This window comes from Priestia sp. Y58, assembly GCF_029522095.1.
Lineage (GTDB): Bacteria > Bacillota > Bacilli > Bacillales > Bacillaceae_H > Priestia > Priestia megaterium_E.
In genome coordinates this window covers 945,545-965,644 of record NZ_JAKWFL010000001.1, presented here as the reverse complement: position 1 = coordinate 965,644, position 20,100 = coordinate 945,545, and the positions used below count along the sequence as shown (strand labels likewise).

The following is a 20,100-nucleotide window of genomic DNA, read 5'->3' as shown; positions in this document are numbered from 1 at the left end:
GTGACAAACGTGCCAGAATTACCAGAAGTTGAAACCGTCAGACGTACGTTAATTGAATTAGCTAGTGGAAAGACCATTGAGCGTGTAACAGTTAAATGGCCTAATATTATCAAACGTCCTGAACAAGTTGAACAGTTTTGTGATGCGCTTGTTGGACAAACCATTCGAGATGTTGAACGCAGAGGTAAATTTTTAAAAATTGTGCTCGATGATTATACGATGGTTTCTCATTTGCGCATGGAAGGTAAATATGCTCTCCATGAGAATGCAGAAGAACCAGATAAGCATGTACACGTCTTTTTTCACTTCACGGATGGAACGGAATTGCGATACCGGGATGTAAGGAAGTTTGGTACTATGCACTTATTTAAAAAGGGAGAGGAAGATCTGTTTCCTCCTCTTATTGGCCTTGGACCTGAACCGTTTGACGAAACATTTAATCCTAGTCAATTAAAAATGCGAATCGGCAAAACCTCTCGAAAAATCAAGCCGGTTTTACTCGATCAAAATGTCGTGGTTGGGCTTGGAAATATTTATGTAGATGAAGCACTGTTTCGCGCAGGGATTCATCCTGAACGAGTGGCCAGCCAATTAACAGACGAAGAGTATGAAAAATTGTACAAAGAAATTGTAGCGACTCTTCAAGAAGCTGTGAAGCAAGGAGGCAGCACAATTCGCACGTATGTAAATACACAGGGACAAATAGGCATGTTTCAGCAGCAGCTTTATGTGTACGGAAGAAAAGGCGAATCCTGTAAAATGTGCGGTACTCCAATTGAAAAATTTGTTGTAGGCGGTAGAGGAACACATATCTGCCCAAATTGTCAGCCGGCTAAAAAATAACAATGGATGGGCTCCTTTCATATACTACGTATAGACAGAAAGGAAAGGAGTCCTCTCATCATGATAACATTTTCTTTACTTATTCTTGCTTTTGCCGTAAGTCTTGACAGCTTTAGCGTTGGCCTGACATACGGGCTTCGAAAGGTGAAAATCCCGCTGAAATCCATTTTTATTATTTCATGTTGCTCAGCATTTTCTTTAATGTTTTCTATGTTTTTAGGAAAAGTACTTACGCATCTATTTTCAGTGGATGTACTAAATAAAGTAGGCGGAGGTATTCTTGTTCTGCTTGGGATGTGGATTTTATACCAATTTTTTTGTCCGGCAGATTCATCTCGAGTGAAAGAAGAAAAAACATTGGTGAAAATTGAAATTAAGTCAATTGGTCTAGTCATTAACGTATTGAAAAAGCCAATTGCAGCAGATTTAGATAATTCAGGTTCCATCAATGGAATTGAAGCATTTATACTTGGAATTGCATTATCTCTGGATGCATTTGGAGCAGGGTTTGGGGCGGCTTTATTAGGTTATTCGCCGTATGCTCTAGCAATTGCTGTAGCTCTTATGAGTTCTCTTTTTTTAAGTGCGGGTATACAGTTTGGCAAGGTTTTTTCACGTTTATCATGGATGAAAATGTTCTCGTTTGTACCAGGAGTTCTGCTCATTATTTTAGGTATTTTTAGATTTTAAATAAAGGGATAAAGGAGAGGCCAATGTCAATTGTAATTGGATTAACGGGCGGAATTGCAAGTGGAAAAAGCACGGTAACCGGAATGCTACGAGATATCAATATTCCAGTAATTGATGCTGATCACATTGCAAAAGAAGTCGTAGAACCAGGAAAAGAAGCATACAAACAAATTGTCGAGACGTTCGGACGTTCTATTCTTCACGAGAACGCGGAGATTAATCGAGCGGCTTTAGGGGAAATTGTGTTTTATCAAGAGGAAGAACGTAAAAAGTTGAATGCAATTGTACATCCTGCCGTAAGAAAAGAAATGCTTTCTCAAAAGGAAAGCTATATAGAGGAAGGTTACGAAGCCGTTGTATTAGATATTCCGCTGCTGTTTGAAAGTGATCTGACACACTTAGTCGATAAAGTAGTGGTTGTATATGTCGATGAGTCTGTGCAGCTAGAAAGGTTAAAGTCGCGTAATAACCTCTCGGCGGAGGATGCCTATGCGCGTATCCATGCACAGCTGCCTTTGATTCAAAAAGTAGCCTTAGCCGATGCGGTGATCAATAACAACGGTCCTGTAGAGGAAACAAAACAACAGCTTTTAAGTATATTAGCCCTATGGCTAGATTAAAGAGTGAATGATTGCATTCACTCTTTTTTTATTGGGAATATTTAAGGGCTTCTAAAAAAGAATGTGTTAAATATCTGTTCTCGCTATATACATATAGTAAAACTTAATTAAAATAATTTATTAAAAAAAATTATTATTATTCACTTTTTAAATATTTATGTTATACTATTCAATATAAAAAGTTAAATAGTATAACACATATAGAGAGGGGTATAGCCATGAAAGCACGTATTGCCATTAATGGTTTTGGGAGAATAGGAAGAATGGTGTTTCGCACAGCGATTATAGAGGAAAATTTAGATATTATTGCAATAAATGCATCTTATCCAGCAGAAACGTTAGCACATTTAATCAAATATGACTCTATACACGGACCATTTAATGGAGATGTCAAATGTGATGATGATGCGCTAATTGTTAACGGTAAAAGAATTCAGCTATTAAATTCACGTGATCCGCTGAATTTGCCTTGGAAAGAGCTTGGGATTGATCTAGTTGTTGAAGCAACAGGAAAATTTAATTCAAGAGAAAAAGCGCAGTTACATATTGAAGCAGGTGCAAAAAAAGTTGTGTTAACGGCACCGGGTAAACAAGAAGATATCACCATTGTGATGGGCGTAAACGAACGAGAGTTTGATGTGAATCAGCATAACATTATCTCTAATGCCTCTTGTACGACAAATTGTCTAGCTCCAGTTGTCAAGGTGTTAGACGAAGCGTTCACAATTGAAAACGGTTTAATGACGACCGTTCACGCATATACAAATGATCAAAAGAATATTGATAATCCGCATAAAGACTTGCGAAGAGCCCGTGCGTGTGCTCAATCAATTATTCCTACAACAACTGGAGCAGCCAAGGCACTTTCATTAGTTCTTCCTCATTTAAAAGGAAAGCTTCATGGGATGGCGCTTCGTGTGCCAACGCCAAACGTATCGCTTGTCGATTTAGTTGTGGATGTAAGGAAACCTGTGACGATGGAAGATGTTAATTTAGCGTTTATTAAAGCTGCTGAAGGACCATTAAAGAATATTTTAAATTTAACAATGGAACCACTCGTATCAATTGACTTTAATACAAATCCTCATTCAGCTATTGTAGATGGACTATCCACGATTGTAATGGAAGATCATAAAATTAAAGTGTTAGCTTGGTACGATAACGAGTGGGGCTACTCTCAGCGCGTAGTCGATTTGGTAAGATATATTGCTGCAGAAATGCGTAATGGATCAAAAATAAGAGTAAGCTAAGAAAGCTATTGATTGCTTTTAAAAAAACAGGGAGCTATCGCCCTGTTTTTTTTGTTTTTATTCAAAAGAATAGGGAAAAGCAATAAGATAAGCATGCAAAGGGGTGTTTCTTTTCCTCAATTTTAATAAAAAATTAATAGTCGTTTAGAAGCTTTTACACACTGTCTCACGAGAATACAGGGGTAATTTGTATAGGTCTATCTGCAAGAACAATATTTAATAAAATTAAAACACGTATTGCAAAATAAATGTAAACAAAGTATACTATGTTTCGTGAACTTCTTGTGTACCTTTCGGTGATGTGGCTACTTAAAGGGTTAGGACCTCTTTGGACTAACTTTCCCCCGTGGTAGTTAACATGCTATATGGCGAAAGAACTTCATGTTTAACGATTAAAAATTGTTAAAGGGGGAAATATCATTATGGAAACAATGGGTCGTCATGTCATCTCAGAATTATGGGGATGCGATTTCGATAAGTTAAATGATATTGATTATATTGAAAAAACGTTTGTTGATGCAGCTTTAAAATCTGGTGCGGAAGTTCGCGAAGTAGCGTTCCATAAATTTGCACCTCAAGGTGTAAGTGGCGTTGTTATTATTTCAGAATCACATTTAACGATTCACAGCTTCCCAGAGCATGGTTATGCAAGTATCGATGTTTATACTTGTGGTCATTTAGATCCTACAATCGCAGCAGATTATATTGCAGATGCTCTAAGTGCACAGACACGTGAAACAATTGAATTGCCACGTGGAATGGGTCCTGTTCAGGTAAAACAAACTAAAGCGAATGCACTTTAATAGTGTCGATTGATTACGTAAGTTAAGAGGTGTATTACACACCTCTTTTTAGTATATAAATTTTTAATACGCAAAAACAAAGGGGATAACAACATGGGGGTAGTACAAGCAGTTAAATCTTTATTTTCTAATCATGTAGAAACAAGCGATCACCATTCAGATCCGACTCTAAAAACGCATTATTACAAAACAACGGCTGGGAATGCATTTAAGCAAGTTCATGAAATGTTGAAGCACATGCAAGGGATAGAAATACTTGCTGCGTATGAAGAGCGAGGAGAAATTAGCTTAAACGTTGTAAAAGGAAGAAAAGCTTTTGTTGTAATTACCATTATTAACGTACGTCCTCTTGAAACCGCTATCGATTTTTCTGCTACAACAGAATCAAAGGTGGTGCCGGTTGATTTTGGTTTTAGTAAAGAACTTGTACGTACGCTTTATAAGAGCTTTGATCAAAAACTTATTCCTCTTTCTTCGTAAGTTCCTTATCATTTTTGAATTTCAGGAAATAAAATGGGGAAATTCCTTTTCCTTTACTTGTATTCAAGCCTTGTTTTCTATAAGATGGAATAAAGCAAATCCTTTAATACAGCATCGTGTTTGTTAAAGGAAATGATGATAAAAATCATAATAAATGGCGAATAGCCGGCTAACATAGATGGAAATTAACTTATATAAGAGAAAATAAAAAGAAAAACAAGGTTTATTATTGGAGCTGAGAATATGAAGTGCCCATCCTGTCATTACAATGGAACGAGAGTGCTGGACTCGCGCCCTGTAGAAGAAGGCCGCTCTATTCGTAGAAGACGTGAATGCGAAGAGTGTCACTATCGTTTTACAACTTTTGAGAAAGTAGAAGAACTTCCGTTAATTGTTGTAAAAAAAGATGGAGCGAGAGAAGAGTTCAGCAAAGACAAAATCCTTCGAGGGTTAATTAAGGCGTGTGAAAAACGCCAAGTAAGCTTAAAACAATTAGAAGATACCGTACACGATATTGAAACAGAGCTGCGCAGTCAGGGTACATCAGAGGTGCAGTCAGATGTGGTAGGAGAAATGGTGATGGAGCGATTAGCTGCTATCGATGAAGTCTCTTATGTTCGATTTGCTTCTGTATACCGACAATTTAAAGACATCAATGTATTTATTGATGAATTAAAAGATTTAATTAAGAAGGAACGACTGTAAAAGAGCTATTGAAGTATTCTTTAGGCTCTTTTTTTGTCATTTCTATCACTTTAAAAGTAGGTAGGGAACGACATGAAAGAACAACATTGGAAAGAAATGATACCGGTCGATCGTTATGTTGTTCGTTCGAACGGCATACTGCAGGAATACGACCGAAAGATTTTAACCATGCTCTATCAGCCGTTGGTGGGTACGACGTGCTTTGGTCTGTATATGACGCTATGGAGCGAGCTGGAACAAGACCGTTTATGGGGGAAAGAGTCTACGCATCATCATCTAATGTCAATGATGCAAATTAATTTGAAAGCTATTTACCATGAGCGATTAAAATTAGAAGGCATTGGTTTGTTAAAAACATATATTAAGGAAGAAGATGATGTTCGTGTGTTCATTTATGAGCTCATTCCTCCTCTTACGCCCCATCAGTTTTTTAACGATGGCGTGTTAAATGTATATTTATATAACCGACTCGGAAAATCCATCTTTCAAAAAGTGAAAAATTATTTTTCGGATTCACTCGTCGATGACCAATCGTTCAAAGATGTGACGCATTCATTTAACGATGTATTTAAATCAGTTAAAGCAACAGAGCTGGCTCCAAGTTTTCAGTCTGAAAGCAAGGATGTATTTTCTCCTGATGCTCAAACGGACTTTGTGGATTCCTCCAAACGCGCTTCTATTGAGATGAGCCCGGATTCCTTTGATTTTGATTTATTTTTAGCAGGTCTAACAGATTCAATGATTTCGAAAAGGTCCATTACATCTAAAGTAAAACAAGCGATTGAAAAGCTAGCTTTTTTATATGGTATCGATCCTCTTCAAATGAAAAATGTGGTGCTCGATTCGCTAAATGAGAACGATCAAGTTGATATTGAATTACTTAGAAAAGCAGCACAGTCCTTTTACCAATTTGAAAATGGAGAAGCACTTCCAAATCTAAGCGAACAAATTCAGCCTCCTATGCTTCGTACTATGCAGGAAAAGCAGCCGCAGACGAAAGAAGAGCAGCTTATTCAACAGCTTGAAGTGACTTCTCCTCGACAGCTTTTGATCGAGTTTTCCGGGGGAGCAGAGCCTTCAAAAGCAGATTTGCAAATGATTGAAGAAGTGATGTTTAACCAAAAGCTTTCACCAGGGGTAGTAAATGTTCTAATTTACTATGTTATGCTAAGATCCGATATGAAATTATCTAAGAGCTATGTAGAGAAAATTGCTGGACACTGGGCGCGCAAAAAGGTACAAACTGTTCAAGATGCCATGAATTTAGCTAAAAATGAACAGAAAGAATATCAGAACTGGACCGAAGCAAAGCAAAATAAAAAAACGGCTGGACGAAAAATCGTGCGTAAAGAAATGGTGCCAGAGTGGCTGAGCGATGAAGAAAAAGAAGAGAAAAAGCAGCCTTCAAAAGAAGTGGACGGATTTGAAGAAGAAAAACGAAAGCTACAAGAAGAGCTCAAGCAGTTAGATCAAGAGCTAAAACAAAAGCATAAAGAATAAAAAGCAGGTATGATAGAGATGAGGTGAAAAAGATGAAGCCTATCAATGATTCACTAAATCAGTTAGTGAACAAAAAAGATTTTAAAGCACGCTTAGAAGCATTAAGAAACAGTATCCTGTCTAATCCTGAAGTTAAAACATTTTTGCAAGAGCATCGCCATGAGTTAGATGAGCAAATGGTCGACCGAGGTCTGATGAAGATGCATGAATTTATCGACCAAAGCAAATGCTGTGACAAGTGTCCTTCTCTGCAAAGCTGTGTCAACATGGTGAAAGGATACCACCCTCAGCTGGTTGTAAAAGGTCGTAATATTGATTTACAGTATGAACGCTGTCCTAGAAAAGTACAAGAAGATGAGCGAAAAGAACAAGAATCTTTTATTCAGTGTATGTACGTGCCGAAAGAAATTTTACAGGCAACAATGTCTGATATCGAAATTGAGCAGGGAAGATTTGAAGCCATTAAACTAGTAAGAGATTTTGTGCGAGAATATGAGCCAAATAAGAAAATGAAAGCTTTATATTTACACGGTTCGTTTGGTGTGGGGAAAACGTATTTTCTTGGAGCAATTGCCAATGCGTTAGCCGAAAAGAAAGTGAAATCTACCATTCTGTATGTTCCGGAGTTTTTGCGTGAGTTAAAAGGTTCGTTTCAAGATCAAAGCTTCAATGAGAAAATAGAGTATGTCAAAAAAGTACCGGTTCTTATGCTTGATGATCTCGGAGCAGAATCCGTAACGAGCTGGATGCGAGACGATGTGCTCGGAACCATTTTACAATTCCGCATGCTCGAAAATTTGCCGACATTTTTTAGCTCGAATTTAAATTTTAAAGAGCTTCAACATCATTTGACTTATACCCAAAGAGGCGAGCAGGAAGAGCTCAAAGCCGCTCGTGTCATGGAACGAATTAAGTCTCTAGCCATTCCTGTTGAAATGAATGGAGAGAATAAACGAAATAGATGAGCAGGTCGTTTTACATTTCTTGTAACGACTTGCTCATTTTTTTGCATGTTGCCCCATATACATTAATAAAGCGTGTCCAAAGGGGGGCTATGAGGAATGAAAATATTCTTTAAATATGTAGAAGACGCAGTCGTTGTATATGAGTCTTTATGCGCGAAGCGAAGCGCTTTATCATATGGTTCACAGTGCTTGAAGTTGGTGAATAATCAGCTTTTAGTTATTGATGAGACATACAATCGAGAGGCCATTTTACAAGACATGGTGATACCGGTATTAACACACGTAATTTTAAAAAAGAAAGAAAAAAAGATGATGGTAAACATATTAAAAGAACAATTTTTCTATTCAGAAGAGGAAGAGCAAGATTTGCTGCTTCAAATTATGGGGGGGATTATGGAAGGAGAGAGAGGCGAAATTCCGCAAAAAACATTTTCTTTTCCAAGAGAATTACTTATCCGCCAGGCTCTTCAAGACTTCTTCATTCATAATGTAACATTCACCTTTGAGTCTTTTCTCCAATTCCGTTTAAAAGAATATCAAGAGCGGCTGCGCTATTATGCCGAGCTGGCGATTGATGAATATAAGCTTGAACAAGACTATCAAATTCTTATTCATCAGCTGCGCCAAGTAGCTAATGAAAGACAATCATCTACAGGTAACGTGTATGTAATGCACTTGAATAAAAACAAGTTTGTATTGTACGACCACAACAGTAGATATATTCCTGAACGTGAATGTGCAGCTCTAGCAGAGGCCTTTTTATCTGAACAAGAATCATTATACATAGACTCGACTATTATCGCGCCTTTGCTGAGTTTATCTCCAGCTGCTATTCATCTGTATAGTGACCAGCATGATCATGATTTTGTTTATACCATTCAAAATATCTTCCAAGAAAAAGTTATGTTATACGAAAAAAATGAATTTCCGTTTGATCAAAAGCAAAATATAACGTGAAAGGTTGATTTCTATTTTGAAAATGAATATAATAAATGCATATTGAAAAACAGCTATATGTTACAGGTTATGATGAGGACATGAGTGTATATTTACGGTTTGTAGAGAGGGAGATCCAGGCTGAAAATCTCCTAACACGGAATATATTCTTACCACCTCTAAACTTCAGTAGTAAACGAGCAGAGTCTCTAGTAATTACTGACGGAATTTCCGTTATAAAACCTCGAGCCGCTTCGGGTTTTTTGGGTTATCCAAGATACGAAGAGGAAACAAGGGTGGTACCGCGTGTATACACAACTCGTCCCTTTTGATAAGGGACGAGTTTTTTGTTTTTACAAAAAGTTTATTCAGTTATGTTAAAGGAGTGGAAAGTTGTGTCAGAAGTAATCAAAATGACATTCCCTGATGGAGCTGTTAAAGAGTATCCAAAAGGATCATCAACAGAAGATATTGCGGCTTCTATTAGCCCGGGATTAAAGAAGAAAGCATTAGCAGGCAAAGTAAACGGCGAGCTGCTGGATTTACGTACGCCAATCGAACAAGATGGCAGTCTTGAAATCATTACGCAAGATGCTCCTGAAGCGCTTGAAATTATGCGTCACAGTACAGCGCATTTAATGGCTCAAGCAATCAAACGTTTATACAAAGATGTAAAAGTACAGTTAGGTGTAGGGCCGGTCATTGAAAACGGTTTTTACTATGACATCGATATGGAAGAATCAATTACTCCTGAAGATTTAGGTAAAATTGAAAAAGAAATGAAAAAAATCGTTAATTCAAATATTGAAATTGAACGAAAAGAAGTTTCTCGTGAAGAAGCCATTCAACTTTTTAAAGAAGTTGGCGATGAACTAAAGCTTGAATTGATCGATGCGATTCCAGCAGGTGAAAAGGTTACGATTTACCAACAAGGCGAATTCTTTGACCTTTGTCGAGGCGTACACGTGCCGTCAACAGGCAAAATTAAAGAATTTAAACTATTAAGCGTGGCGGGTGCTTATTGGCGCGGAGACAGCGATAATCAAATGCTGCAGCGTATTTACGGTACAGCATTCTTTACAAAAGCAGATTTAGACGAGCATCTTCGTCTTCTTGAAGAAGCAAAAGAACGTGATCACCGTAAACTTGGTAAAGAGCTAAACTTATTTACAAATTCTCAAAAAGTAGGACAAGGTCTGCCTTTATGGCTTCCAAAAGGTGCGACGATCCGCCGTATTATCGAGCGTTATATCGTAGATAAAGAAGTAAGCCTTGGTTATCAGCACGTTTACACTCCGGTGCTTGGAAGTGTAGAACTTTACAAAACGTCTGGTCACTGGGAGCACTACCAAGATGACATGTTCCCTGCAATGGAAATGGATAACGAAGACCTGGTGCTTCGTCCGATGAACTGTCCTCATCACATGATGGTTTACAAACAAGGTATTCACAGTTATCGTGAGCTTCCAATCCGTATTGCTGAGCTTGGAACGATGCACCGCTACGAAATGTCAGGAGCATTATCAGGACTTCAGCGTGTTCGAGGCATGACGCTGAATGATGCGCATATCTTTGTACGCCCGGATCAAATCAAAGAAGAATTTATTCGTGTGGTTCGCTTAGTTGAAGCGGTTTATAAAGATTTTGGATTTGAAAATTATTCATTCCGTCTATCTTACCGTGACCCTGAAGATACAGAAAAATACTTTGATGATGATGCAATGTGGGAAAAAGCACAAAGCATGTTAAAAGACGCAATGGATGAGCTTGACCTTGATTATTATGAAGCTGAAGGCGAAGCGGCATTCTACGGTCCAAAACTAGATGTTCAAGTTAAAACGGCTCTTGGTAAAGAAGAGACGCTATCTACGGTTCAACTGGATTTCTTACTTCCTGAACGCTTTGATTTAACGTATGTAGGGGAAGACGGAAAACAGCATCGACCGGTTGTTATTCACCGCGGCGTGGTGTCAACAATGGAACGTTTTGTAGCTTTCTTAATCGAAGAATACAAAGGAGCTTTCCCAACGTGGTTAGCACCTGTACAAGTTCAAGTGATTCCGGTATCACCTACGGTTCACCTTGAGTATGCAAAAGAAGTGCAAGAACAGCTTCAGCTTGCCGGTATTCGTGTGGAACTTGATTCTCGCGATGAGAAAATTGGCTATAAAATCCGTGAGGCTCAAATGCAAAAAATTCCTTATATGCTTGTTGTAGGGGATAAAGAAGTAGAGGATAAAGCAGTAAACGTACGTAAATATGGTGAGCAGAATTCAGAAACAGTGGATTTCCAAGCCTTTTTACAAAATGTAAAAGCAGAAGCATCTCGTTAATGAAAAAAGCAGAGAATTGAAGTTCTCTGCTTTTTTATCTAACATTTATAAAAAACTGTTGCATAAATGGTTTTCCTTTGATACAATAATTTTTGTTGTGAAAAAAGAACGAAATCATTGACTTTTGTCTTTGTTGATACTATAATAGCTTAAGTAATTGAATACTTGTTTATACAGAAGAAGAAGCACCCGCTTCTCACCTGAGTGACGCATAAAGCAGTTAGCAGGTACATCGTATCTTAATTAAAACGATAGAAGTGTGGGTGCAGTATGTACTCACACTTTTTTGTGTGAGTTAATAATCGGTCTAAGCAAGCGTATTCGCTCATTAAACCTTGGAGGTGGCTACTTATTAGCAAGGACATGATGGTAAACGAGGGCATTCGAGCTCGCGAAGTTCGTCTAATTGATCAAAACGGTGAACAATTAGGAATTAAATCAAAAAATGAAGCATTAGAAATTGCTTCACGAGTAAATCTTGACTTAGTAATGGTTGCTGCAAATGCGAAACCGCCGGTATGTCGTATTATGGACTACGGTAAATTCCGCTATGAGCAACAACGTAAAGAAAGAGAAGCTCGTAAAAACCAAAAAGTTGTAAACTTAAAAGAAGTTCGTTTAAGTCCAACAATTGATGAACATGATTTTAACACTAAACTTCGTAACGCACGCAAGTTCCTTGAAAAAGGTGACAAAGTGAAAGCGTCTATTCGCTTTAAAGGTCGTGCCATTACTCATAAAGGGATTGGCCAAAAAGTACTTGAACGTTTTTCACAAGCTTGCGAAGATGTAAGTTCAGTTGAATCGGCTCCTAAAATGGAAGGCCGCAGCATGTTCTTAGTCTTGGCACCTAAAAACGAAAAGTAATAGAACGAGGAGGAACACCCCATGCCAAAAATGAAAACACATCGTGGCGCTGCAAAGCGTTTCAAAAAGACTGGAAGCGGTAAATTAAAACGTGCTCGTGCTTACACAAGCCATTTATTCGCTAACAAATCTACAAAACAAAAGCGTAAATTACGTAAAGGTTCTTTAGTAAGCAAAGGTGACTTCAAACGTATCCGTCACTTATTAGATAACATTAAGTAATTTGGGTTGAGATAGAAACAATACAGGAGGTAAACAATTATGCCACGCGTAAAAGGCGGTACAGTAACACGCAAACGTCGTAAAAAAGTTTTAAAATTAGCTAAAGGTTTCTTCGGTTCGAAGCATAGATTATATAAAGTTGCTAATCAGCAAGTTATGAAATCTCACATGTATGCTTATCGTGACCGTCGTCAGAAAAAACGTGACTTCCGTAAATTATGGATCACACGTATTAATGCAGCTGCTCGTATGAACGGTCTTTCTTACAGCCGTTTAATGCACGGTTTAAAATTAGCAGGTATTGAAGTTAACCGCAAAATGCTTGCTGACTTAGCTGTAGCTGATGAAAAAGCATTTGCTGAATTAGCAACTGCTGCTAAAAAAGGCTTAGATAAGTAATGAATATAAAGTCTCGTCATCTTTGGATGATGAGGCTTTTTTGCTATCGGAGGACATATCATGAATGAACTGCTGCTTACCTATTTTATTATTATTAATATCGTAGGGGTAGGAATGATGTATAGAGACAAACAAAAAGCGAAAAGACATGAGTGGAGAATTGCCGAAAGCACACTGTGGACGGTAGCTGCTGTCGGAGGAGCCATTGGAGGACTGATTGGTATGTATTGCTATCGTCATAAAACGAAGCACACATCGTTTAAAGTAGGTTTTCCTATTCTTGCTGCTCTTGACTTACTTTTCTTTTTTGTTATCAGCTGAGCACAAATGATTTTGTGCTCAGTGTAAAAATTCTCGAACGGGGCTTTTCCAGCGAATAGGAGCATTTGGATACATGTCGTGTACGTGGCTTTCCAGCAGCTTGAAATCTTGTTTTTGCAGTTCATGTAATCGAGATGGATCTGTTAACACCATTGTAATTGACAAAGATTCTGGTTCATTGGGATTGCTGTATTTTTCTCCTTCAAATAAAATACCTTTATACGTTAGTAGAAAATTTTTGCGGATATTCGTTTTTTCGTCAACGACAAAAAATTGCTGATGTTCCTGAGCTGCTACAAGCTTCCGCTTTGGACTGCGAAAATGCTGAACCAGCTTTAATAGCGTGTAAGCAACAAGCGCGAAAATGAACACGCGAACGATAACAATAACAAACATAACGCTCCCTCCTTTACAAGGCACAGTTTTCTTACTTTACGTTCGAGTTTCTAAAAAGTTTCATGATTTTTGATATAATTTCTTTATTGGTTTAAAAAGAGGAAGATATACATAATTACAGGAGTGATTACATTGAATTTACAACAGCTATTTACCATGCAGCGCCAGCTGGATCAGCATATAGAGGACAAGCATGAGCTTCATAAGGAAAACTTGGTTCCGAGAAAGCTTTTAGCAATGCTTGTCGAAATCGGAGAGCTGGCAAACGAAACGCGCTGCTTCAAATTTTGGAGCGTCAAACCTCCCGCTGAAGACGCTGTTATTTTAGAAGAATTTGTGGACGGCGTACATTTTATCCTTTCTTTAGGTATTGAAAAAGGATACGATGATTTAACTGAGTTACCAAATGCAAAAGCAAGCGATTCAAAAACAGCACAATTTTTACAGGTATTTGCACAAGTTGCTGCTTTCGAGCAGGATCAGTCGAAAGAAAACTATGTGGACATGTTTGTATCTTACATGACGCTTGGCGATATGTTTGGTTTTTCCGCTGAACATATTGAAGAAGCATACATCTCAAAAAATGAAGTGAATTTTAAGCGTCAAGAACAAGGATACTAGAAATAAAGGGATGGGAAATTTTACTTCAACCTCTTTTTAGCTATAATAGAGGTATACATATGAAAGGGGTAATCCATATGACAAAGTTAGATGAAACATTGACAATGCTTAAAGCACTAACAGATGCAAAAGGAATTCCTGGAAATGAGCGTGAACCGCGTGAGGTTATGAAGAAATATATTGCACCTTATGCAGATGAAGTAACGACGGATGGTCTAGGCAGTTTGATTGCGAAAAAGGTGGGCAATGAACAAGGGCCTAAAATTATGGTAGCCGGTCATTTGGATGAAGTCGGTTTTATGGTGACTCAAATTGATGAACGCGGCTTTATTCGTTTTCAAACGGTAGGCGGATGGTGGTCTCAAGTTATGCTTGCTCAACGCGTAACCATCGTTACATCTAAAGGAGAGGTAACGGGGATTATTGGCTCAAAGCCTCCTCATATCCTGCCTCCAGAAGTTCGTAAAAAGCCAGTTGACATTAAAGATATGTTCATCGATATTGGTGCTTCTAGCAGAGAAGAAGTAGCGGAGTGGGGAGTGAAACCTGGTGATCAGGTTGTGCCTTATTTCGAATTTACGGTTATGAACAACGAAAAGATGCTGCTAGCGAAAGCCTGGGATAACCGTATTGGCTGTGCAATTGCTATCGATGTATTAAAAGCTTTAAAAAATGAAAAACATGAAAATGTTGTGTATGGTGTAGGAACGGTGCAAGAAGAAGTTGGACTCCGAGGTGCAAAAACATCCGCTAACTTTATTGAACCGGATATTGCATTTGCTGTTGATGTCGGTATCGCTGGAGATACACCTGGTGTTTCTGATAAAGAAGCATCTTCTAAAATGGGAGATGGTCCGCAAATCATTTTATATGATGCTTCCATGGTTTCTCATAAAGGACTTCGAGATACAGTGGTAGATGTGGCAGATGAATTAAATATTCCATATCAATTTGATGCAATCGCTGGAGGCGGTACGGACTCAGGTTCTATCCATATTTCAGCTAACGGGGTGCCAGCACTTTCAATTACGATCGCAACTCGTTATATCCATTCTCATGCAGCGATGCTTCATCGTAATGATTATGAAAATGCAGTCAAATTAATTGCTGAAGTAATTAAACGCTTAGACCGTGATACGGTTAACGCAATTACGTATAATTAAAAAAAGCTCATTCTCCTAGGAGAATGAGCTTTTTGCTGTACAGAGGAAAAGGCTATTTATTTTAAACCGTTTTCAAGCGTTGTCAGAATTTCTTCTTTTTCTGATTCTGGAGACTTTTCCCAAAGCACCTCAAATAAAACACCAAGTCCAGGGAGCATTTTTTCTTCGCCGCTTTGAATAGCGTCAGAAATTGTAGCTTCAAGCTCTTCTTTTGAGTTTCCTGAAACGTTTGCAATAACAGCATTTCGTAAATTAAGATCCATCATTTTCACCTCAGCTATCGTAAAGTTACCAATAGTTTTTGTTTTCTTTGCGATTTCTATGTACAATAAAGTGAAACTTATCTAATGATTATTGAGCAAAATGTAATCGAACTATTTATTTTTGTATAGATAAAGGAGTTATGTTTGTGAAACAAATTGATTCAGTTAAAAATCCGCAGGTAAAAGCGTGGAAAAAGCTGCATAATAAAAAAGACCGTGATAAGCAGGGCCTTTTTATGGTAGAAGGCTTTCATTTAGTCGAAGAGGCTATCAAAAATAAGGATTGCGTAAAGGAACTAATTATACGCGAATCGACCGAAGTGCCCGCACAGTGGAACATAGACGGTATCGAAATAACCGTTGTAAACGAAGCAATTAGTAAGTTATTATCTGACACAGAAACACCTCAAGGAATTATTGCCGTGTGTTTTCAAACAAAGCATGCGGAAATTATTCATACAGCGCAGAAAGTATTGCTTTTAGATGCGGTGCAAGATCCAGGTAACCTAGGCACCATTATCCGAACCGCTGATGCTGCCGGAGTGGAGGCTATTATTGTTGGAGAGGGCAGCGTGGATGTGTACAACCCAAAAGTCGTTCGTTCAACGCAAGGAGCGATTTTTCATCTTCCAATTGTAAAAGGTGATTTACTCGAAATAATTTCACTGTTAAAAGAAAGAGGAATAGCGATTTACGGTACGTCGCTACAAAATGGAAAGGTCTACACGCACATAAAACCTTCAAACGAATTTGCGCTGATTGTAGGAAATGAAGGAAACGGCGTAAGCGAGAAAGTGCTGGAACAAACGGATCAGAATCTGTACATTCCTATCTATGGAAAGAGCGAGTCGCTAAATGTTGCCATCGCTTCTGGAATCTTACTTTATTATTTACGCGGAATGTAGTTGCATCGAGAACGTGTTTTCACTATAATAATACAATAGTTACATATGTAAAAAACGATGAAAGAGAGCAGTAGCTTATGTCCGTTTATGCAGGGAGAAAATGCCGTGACTGAAAGCATTTTTATAAATGTAATAAGTGAATTCACCTCTTGAGTTGACACTTAGACCATCTTACCTAGATGTAAAGGTGTTCCGGAGATTCCGTTAACTTGAATGAAGTGAACTGTATACGTCTGCGTATATAGTTAACAAGGGTGGTAACGCGACTAATCCTCGTCCCTTTTTTGGGAGGAGGTTTTTTTATTTGTCATTTTTTACGTTAAAAGGAGGAATAAGTGATGAAAGAACGTTTACAAGAACTTCAACAAGAAGCAATTGCAAAAGTCGAAGCAGCAAGTGCTTTAAAAGAATTAAACGACGTACGCGTAGCTTATTTAGGAAAGAAAGGCCCTATCACAGAAGTACTTCGCGGTATGGGAAAACTTTCAGCTGAAGAGCGTCCTGTAATGGGAGCACTTGCAAATGAAGTGCGTGAAGCTATTGCATCTAAAATTGAAGAAAAACAAACGGCGTTAGAAGCAGCTGAGGTAGAGCGCAAACTTGCTTCAGAAACAATCGACGTAACGCTGCCAGGACGCCCTGTTAAAGCGGGTACGCATCACCCGCTAACAAGCGTGATTGAAGAAGTAGAAGATTTATTCTTAGGAATGGGCTATGAAGTAGCAGAAGGACCGGAAGTAGAGCAGGACTACTATAATTTCGAAGCGCTGAACTTGCCAAAAGGTCACCCAGCACGTGATATGCAAGATACGTTCTATATTACGGAAGAAACGCTTCTTCGCACGCATACATCAACTGTTCAAGCTCGTGTTATGAACAAGAATGAAGGCAAAGGACCTGTTAAAATTATTTGCCCGGGTAAAGTGTATCGCCGCGATGACGATGATGCTACGCATTCTCATCAATTCATGCAAATTGAAGGTCTTGTAGTAGACGAAAACATTCGTATGAGTGATTTAAAAGGCACGCTTGAAGTATTTGTGAAAAAGATGTTCGGTGCAGACCGTGAAATTCGTCTTCGTCCAAGTTTCTTCCCGTTCACTGAGCCGTCTGTAGAAGTAGACGTATCGTGTGCAAAATGTGGAGGTAAAGGATGTAATGTATGTAAACAAACAGGCTGGATTGAAATTTTAGGAGCCGGCATGGTTCATCCAAACGTTCTTGAAATGGCTGGATACGATTCAACTAAATATCGTGGTTTTGCTTTCGGAATCGGTGTAGAGCGTATTGCTATGTTAAAACACGGCGTGGATGATATTCGTCATTTCTATACAAATGATGTTCGTTTCTTAGATCAATTTAAACAAGTATAAAGGAGGGACTACGATGTTTGTATCTTATCGTTGGTTACAAGAGTATGTTGACTTATCAGGCGTAACGGCAGAAGAGTTAGCAGATAAAATCACAAAAAGTGGAATTGAAGTTGAAGGTGTAGAAAACTTAAATAAAGGCATCAGCGGAGTAGTAATTGGTCACGTTGTAGAACGTGAACAGCATCCAAATGCTGATAAATTAAGCCGCTGTCAAGTAGATCTTGGCGGAGGAGAAATCGTTCAAATCGTGTGCGGAGCACCGAACGTGGCACAAGGTCAAAAAGTAGCGGTTGCAAAAGTGGGAGCTGTACTTCCAGGTAACTTTAAAATCAAGCGTGCTAAGCTTCGCGGTGAAGAATCGAACGGTATGATTTGTTCTCTTCAAGAGCTTGGCATTGAAGGCAAGCTTGTGGCAAAAGATTATCAAGAAGGCATCTTCGTGTTCCCAAGCGATGCTGAAGTAGGAGCGGATGCACTAGATGCATTAAACTTAAACGATGAAGTATTAGAACTAGGGCTAACACCAAACCGTTCAGACTGCTTAAGTATGTTAGGTGTAGCGCATGAAGTGGCTGCTATTTTACGTCGTGAAGTGAAGTACCCGTCAGTAAACGTGCAAACGTCTGATGAGCAAGCAGCTGATTATATTTCCGTTAAAGTAGAGGCAAAAGAAGACAATCCCCTTTACGTAGCGCGCGTTGTGAAAAACGTAAAAATTGCTCCGTCACCATTATGGATGCAAACGCGTTTAATGGCAGCTGGTATTCGACCTCATAACAACGTTGTTGATATTACCAACTATATTTTGCTTGAATACGGCCAGCCGCTGCATGCTTTTGACTATGATCGTCTTGGTTCAAAGGAAATTGTTGTACGTCACGCGTCAGAAGGCGAGAAGTTTGTAACACTTGATGACCAAGAGCGCGTATTAAAAGGCAATCAGCTTGTCATTACAAACGGAAGTGAGCCGGTAGCTCTTGCAGGTGTAATGGGCGGAGCGAACTCCGAAGTAAAAGACGATACGGTAAATGTTCTCATTGAATCAGCTTACTTCAAAGGCTTAACGGTTCGCCAAGCTTCAAAAGACCACGGTCTTCGCAGTGAGGCAAGCGCTCGTTTTGAAAAAGGAATTGATCCTAACCGTACGCGTGTAGCTGCTGACCGCGCAGCAGAATTAATGGCTGAATACGCTTCAGGTGAAGTGGTAAGCGGTACTGTAGAAGTAGATACACTAACTGTGGAACCTGCTGTTGTAGCTGTGTCACTTGGACGTATTAACGATGTGCTTGGTACAGAGCTATCAATGGAAGAAGTACAAGACATTATGAACCGTCTTCAATTTGAAAACAAAGTGGAAGACGAAACCATTGTTGTAACAGTGCCAACTCGTCGAGGCGATATTACAATTGAAGAAGATATCGTCGAGGAAGTAGCGCGTATGTATGGCTATGACAACCTTCCTACAACACTTCCTGTAACAGTGGCAACTCCAGGGAAATTAACGGAGTATCAGCTTGGACGCCGTAAAGTTCGCCGTTTCTTAGAAGGTGCGGGACTAGCACAAACAACAACATATTCGTTAACGAGCGCTGAAAAAGCTACTCAGTTTGCACTAAATGCAACAAGTACAATTGGTTTAGCAATGCCGATGAGTGAAGATCGCAGCATCCTTCGTCAAAGCTTAGTGCCTCATTTGCTAGAAGCAGTGAAGCATAATAATGCTCGCCAATCGGATTCTATTGCACTATACGAAACAGGCTCAGTGTTCTTATCTAAAGGTGAAGGAGAATTACCGGATGAGCAGGAGCGCGTAGCTGGGGCAATCACGGGTCTATGGCATGCTCACGGCTGGCAAGGTGAAAAGAAAGTCGTTGATTTCTATGTGATTAAAGGTGTACTAGAAGGGTTATTTGCACAGCTTGGTTTAGAGAAACGAATCTCATATGCTCCTGTGAAAAAACACGGTATGCACCCTGGACGTACAGCGGCTGTATGGTTAGATGAAAAAGAAATTGGATACGTAGGTCAAGTTCATCCTGTTGCTCAGAAACAGTATGGTCTTCGTGAAACATACGTATTTGAATTACACCTTCAAGAGCTATTAGCTGCAGATGTCGAAGAAGTTCGTTATTCAGCTATTCCAAGATTCCCATCTATTACACGTGATATTGCACTTGTTGTAGATAAAAACGTTCTTGCAGGAGAAGTTCAGCGCGTCATCTATACGACGGGCGGAGAACTTTTAAAAGACGTGACGGTATTTGATCTATATGAAGGAGAGCGTATGGAAGAAGGCAAGAAATCTGTAGCTTTCTCTTTACGTTACTTAGATCCTGAACGTACATTAACTGATGAAGAAGTAGCAAAAGCACATGGTGCAGTGTTAGAGGCTGTAGAAAAAGAATTTGGTGCAACGCTTCGTTCATAAGAATAAGAAAAGAGATG

At 38.9% G+C, this 20,100-nt stretch carries 22 protein-coding genes and 3 other annotated features; of the genes, 20 read left to right on the top strand and 2 right to left on the bottom strand.

All coding sequences use genetic code 11. The features are described 5' to 3' along the window. Positions 1 to 9 precede the first annotated feature (9 nt). The 15 genes from mutM to MMB68_RS05020 all read left to right on the top strand — a co-directional run bounded on the left by mutM (position 10) and on the right by MMB68_RS05020 (position 12,934). Entirely contained in the window at positions 10 to 843 is an 834-nt protein-coding gene (gene mutM / locus MMB68_RS05090) for a DNA-formamidopyrimidine glycosylase (RefSeq protein ID WP_013085189.1), read from the top strand. A 60-nt stretch (positions 844 to 903) separates the two neighbouring features. Continuing rightward, entirely contained in the window at positions 904 to 1,533 is a 630-nt protein-coding gene (gene ytaF / locus MMB68_RS05085; RefSeq protein ID WP_028410526.1) for a sporulation membrane protein YtaF, read from the top strand. Between the two features lie 23 nt (positions 1,534 to 1,556). Next, entirely contained in the window at positions 1,557 to 2,153 is a 597-nt protein-coding gene (gene coaE, locus MMB68_RS05080; protein WP_016765703.1) for a dephospho-CoA kinase, read from the top strand. A gap of 218 nt (positions 2,154 to 2,371) precedes the next feature. Next, positions 2,372 to 3,403, top strand: coding sequence for a glyceraldehyde-3-phosphate dehydrogenase (locus tag MMB68_RS05075; RefSeq protein ID WP_013059435.1), 1,032 nt, complete (start codon positions 2,372 to 2,374; stop codon positions 3,401 to 3,403). Positions 3,404 to 3,825: 422 nt separating this feature from the next. Then, positions 3,826 to 4,206 (top strand): adenosylmethionine decarboxylase, encoded by a 381-nt coding sequence (gene speD / locus MMB68_RS05070; protein WP_013059434.1) that lies wholly within the window; start codon positions 3,826 to 3,828, stop codon positions 4,204 to 4,206. A gap of 93 nt (positions 4,207 to 4,299) precedes the next feature. Next, entirely contained in the window at positions 4,300 to 4,686 is a 387-nt protein-coding gene (locus MMB68_RS05065) for a hypothetical protein (protein ID WP_013085185.1), read from the top strand. Positions 4,687 to 4,929: 243 nt separating this feature from the next. After that, a complete protein-coding gene (gene nrdR, locus MMB68_RS05060) occupies positions 4,930 to 5,391 on the top strand; it encodes a transcriptional regulator NrdR (protein ID WP_013059432.1) in 462 nt (153 codons plus the stop codon). A 72-nt stretch (positions 5,392 to 5,463) separates the two neighbouring features. Beyond that, positions 5,464 to 6,891, top strand: coding sequence for a replication initiation and membrane attachment family protein (locus MMB68_RS05055; protein WP_028410528.1), 1,428 nt, complete (start codon positions 5,464 to 5,466; stop codon positions 6,889 to 6,891). A 32-nt stretch (positions 6,892 to 6,923) separates the two neighbouring features. Next, complete coding sequence (gene dnaI / locus MMB68_RS05050) at positions 6,924 to 7,856, top strand: primosomal protein DnaI (RefSeq protein WP_013059430.1); 933 nt, start codon at positions 6,924 to 6,926, stop codon at positions 7,854 to 7,856. A gap of 96 nt (positions 7,857 to 7,952) precedes the next feature. Continuing rightward, the gene (gene ytxC / locus MMB68_RS05045) at positions 7,953 to 8,813 is read left to right on the top strand and encodes a sporulation protein YtxC (RefSeq protein WP_269871114.1); all 861 of its coding nucleotides are present in this window, start codon (positions 7,953 to 7,955) and stop codon (positions 8,811 to 8,813) included. Positions 8,814 to 8,873: 60 nt separating this feature from the next. Then, positions 8,874 to 9,122: a binding site (T-box leader), on the top strand. Positions 9,123 to 9,166: 44 nt separating this feature from the next. Beyond that, positions 9,167 to 11,125 carry a threonine--tRNA ligase gene (gene thrS, locus MMB68_RS05040; protein ID WP_205689533.1) on the top strand — a complete coding sequence of 653 codons (1,959 nt, stop codon included), beginning with the start codon at positions 9,167 to 9,169 and terminating at the stop codon, positions 11,123 to 11,125. Between the two features lie 171 nt (positions 11,126 to 11,296). After that, positions 11,297 to 11,419: a sequence feature (ribosomal protein L20 leader region), on the top strand. Between the two features lie 69 nt (positions 11,420 to 11,488). After that, the gene (gene infC / locus MMB68_RS05035) at positions 11,489 to 11,992 is read left to right on the top strand and encodes a translation initiation factor IF-3 (protein WP_013059427.1); all 504 of its coding nucleotides are present in this window, start codon (positions 11,489 to 11,491) and stop codon (positions 11,990 to 11,992) included. A 21-nt stretch (positions 11,993 to 12,013) separates the two neighbouring features. Continuing rightward, positions 12,014 to 12,214, top strand: a complete 201-nt coding sequence (gene rpmI / locus MMB68_RS05030; RefSeq protein WP_013059426.1) for a 50S ribosomal protein L35 — start codon at positions 12,014 to 12,016, stop codon at positions 12,212 to 12,214. 39 nt (positions 12,215 to 12,253) lie between these two features. After that, complete coding sequence (gene rplT / locus MMB68_RS05025; protein WP_013059425.1) at positions 12,254 to 12,613, top strand: 50S ribosomal protein L20; 360 nt, start codon at positions 12,254 to 12,256, stop codon at positions 12,611 to 12,613. A gap of 60 nt (positions 12,614 to 12,673) precedes the next feature. Further along, entirely contained in the window at positions 12,674 to 12,934 is a 261-nt protein-coding gene (locus MMB68_RS05020; RefSeq protein ID WP_221784667.1) for a DUF1294 domain-containing protein, read from the top strand. 18 nt (positions 12,935 to 12,952) lie between these two features. Here the strand turns inward: MMB68_RS05020 and MMB68_RS05015 are convergent, their stop codons facing one another. Beyond that, positions 12,953 to 13,330: a hypothetical protein gene (locus MMB68_RS05015; RefSeq protein WP_016765696.1), complete on the bottom strand. Its 378-nt coding sequence runs from the start codon at positions 13,328 to 13,330 to the stop codon at positions 12,953 to 12,955. A 132-nt stretch (positions 13,331 to 13,462) separates the two neighbouring features. Here MMB68_RS05015 and MMB68_RS05010 point away from each other — a divergent pair, with 132 nt between their 5' ends. Both MMB68_RS05010 and MMB68_RS05005 read left to right on the top strand, forming a co-directional pair. Beyond that, on the top strand, positions 13,463 to 13,951 hold the full coding sequence (locus MMB68_RS05010; RefSeq protein ID WP_221784666.1) for a dUTP diphosphatase: 489 nt from the start codon (positions 13,463 to 13,465) through the stop codon (positions 13,949 to 13,951). Positions 13,952 to 14,028: 77 nt separating this feature from the next. After that, on the top strand, positions 14,029 to 15,114 hold the full coding sequence (locus tag MMB68_RS05005) for a M42 family metallopeptidase (RefSeq protein WP_221784665.1): 1,086 nt from the start codon (positions 14,029 to 14,031) through the stop codon (positions 15,112 to 15,114). A 56-nt stretch (positions 15,115 to 15,170) separates the two neighbouring features. Here MMB68_RS05005 and sspI read toward each other — a convergent pair whose 3' ends face one another. Next, positions 15,171 to 15,377 carry a small acid-soluble spore protein SspI gene (sspI, locus tag MMB68_RS05000; RefSeq protein WP_013059420.1) on the bottom strand — a complete coding sequence of 69 codons (207 nt, stop codon included), beginning with the start codon at positions 15,375 to 15,377 and terminating at the stop codon, positions 15,171 to 15,173. A 140-nt stretch (positions 15,378 to 15,517) separates the two neighbouring features. Between sspI and MMB68_RS04995 the strand changes: the two genes are divergently transcribed. The 3 genes from MMB68_RS04995 to pheT all read left to right on the top strand — a co-directional run bounded on the left by MMB68_RS04995 (position 15,518) and on the right by pheT (position 20,083). Beyond that, positions 15,518 to 16,282: a TrmH family RNA methyltransferase gene (locus MMB68_RS04995; protein ID WP_221784664.1), complete on the top strand. Its 765-nt coding sequence runs from the start codon at positions 15,518 to 15,520 to the stop codon at positions 16,280 to 16,282. A gap of 48 nt (positions 16,283 to 16,330) precedes the next feature. Next, positions 16,331 to 16,566 (top strand) — a binding site (T-box leader). A gap of 54 nt (positions 16,567 to 16,620) precedes the next feature. Then, positions 16,621 to 17,655 carry a phenylalanine--tRNA ligase subunit alpha gene (gene pheS / locus MMB68_RS04990; RefSeq protein WP_264408608.1) on the top strand — a complete coding sequence of 345 codons (1,035 nt, stop codon included), beginning with the start codon at positions 16,621 to 16,623 and terminating at the stop codon, positions 17,653 to 17,655. 13 nt (positions 17,656 to 17,668) lie between these two features. After that, positions 17,669 to 20,083: a phenylalanine--tRNA ligase subunit beta gene (pheT, locus tag MMB68_RS04985; RefSeq protein WP_264408607.1), complete on the top strand. Its 2,415-nt coding sequence runs from the start codon at positions 17,669 to 17,671 to the stop codon at positions 20,081 to 20,083. The last annotated feature ends 17 nt before the right edge of the window (positions 20,084 to 20,100 follow it).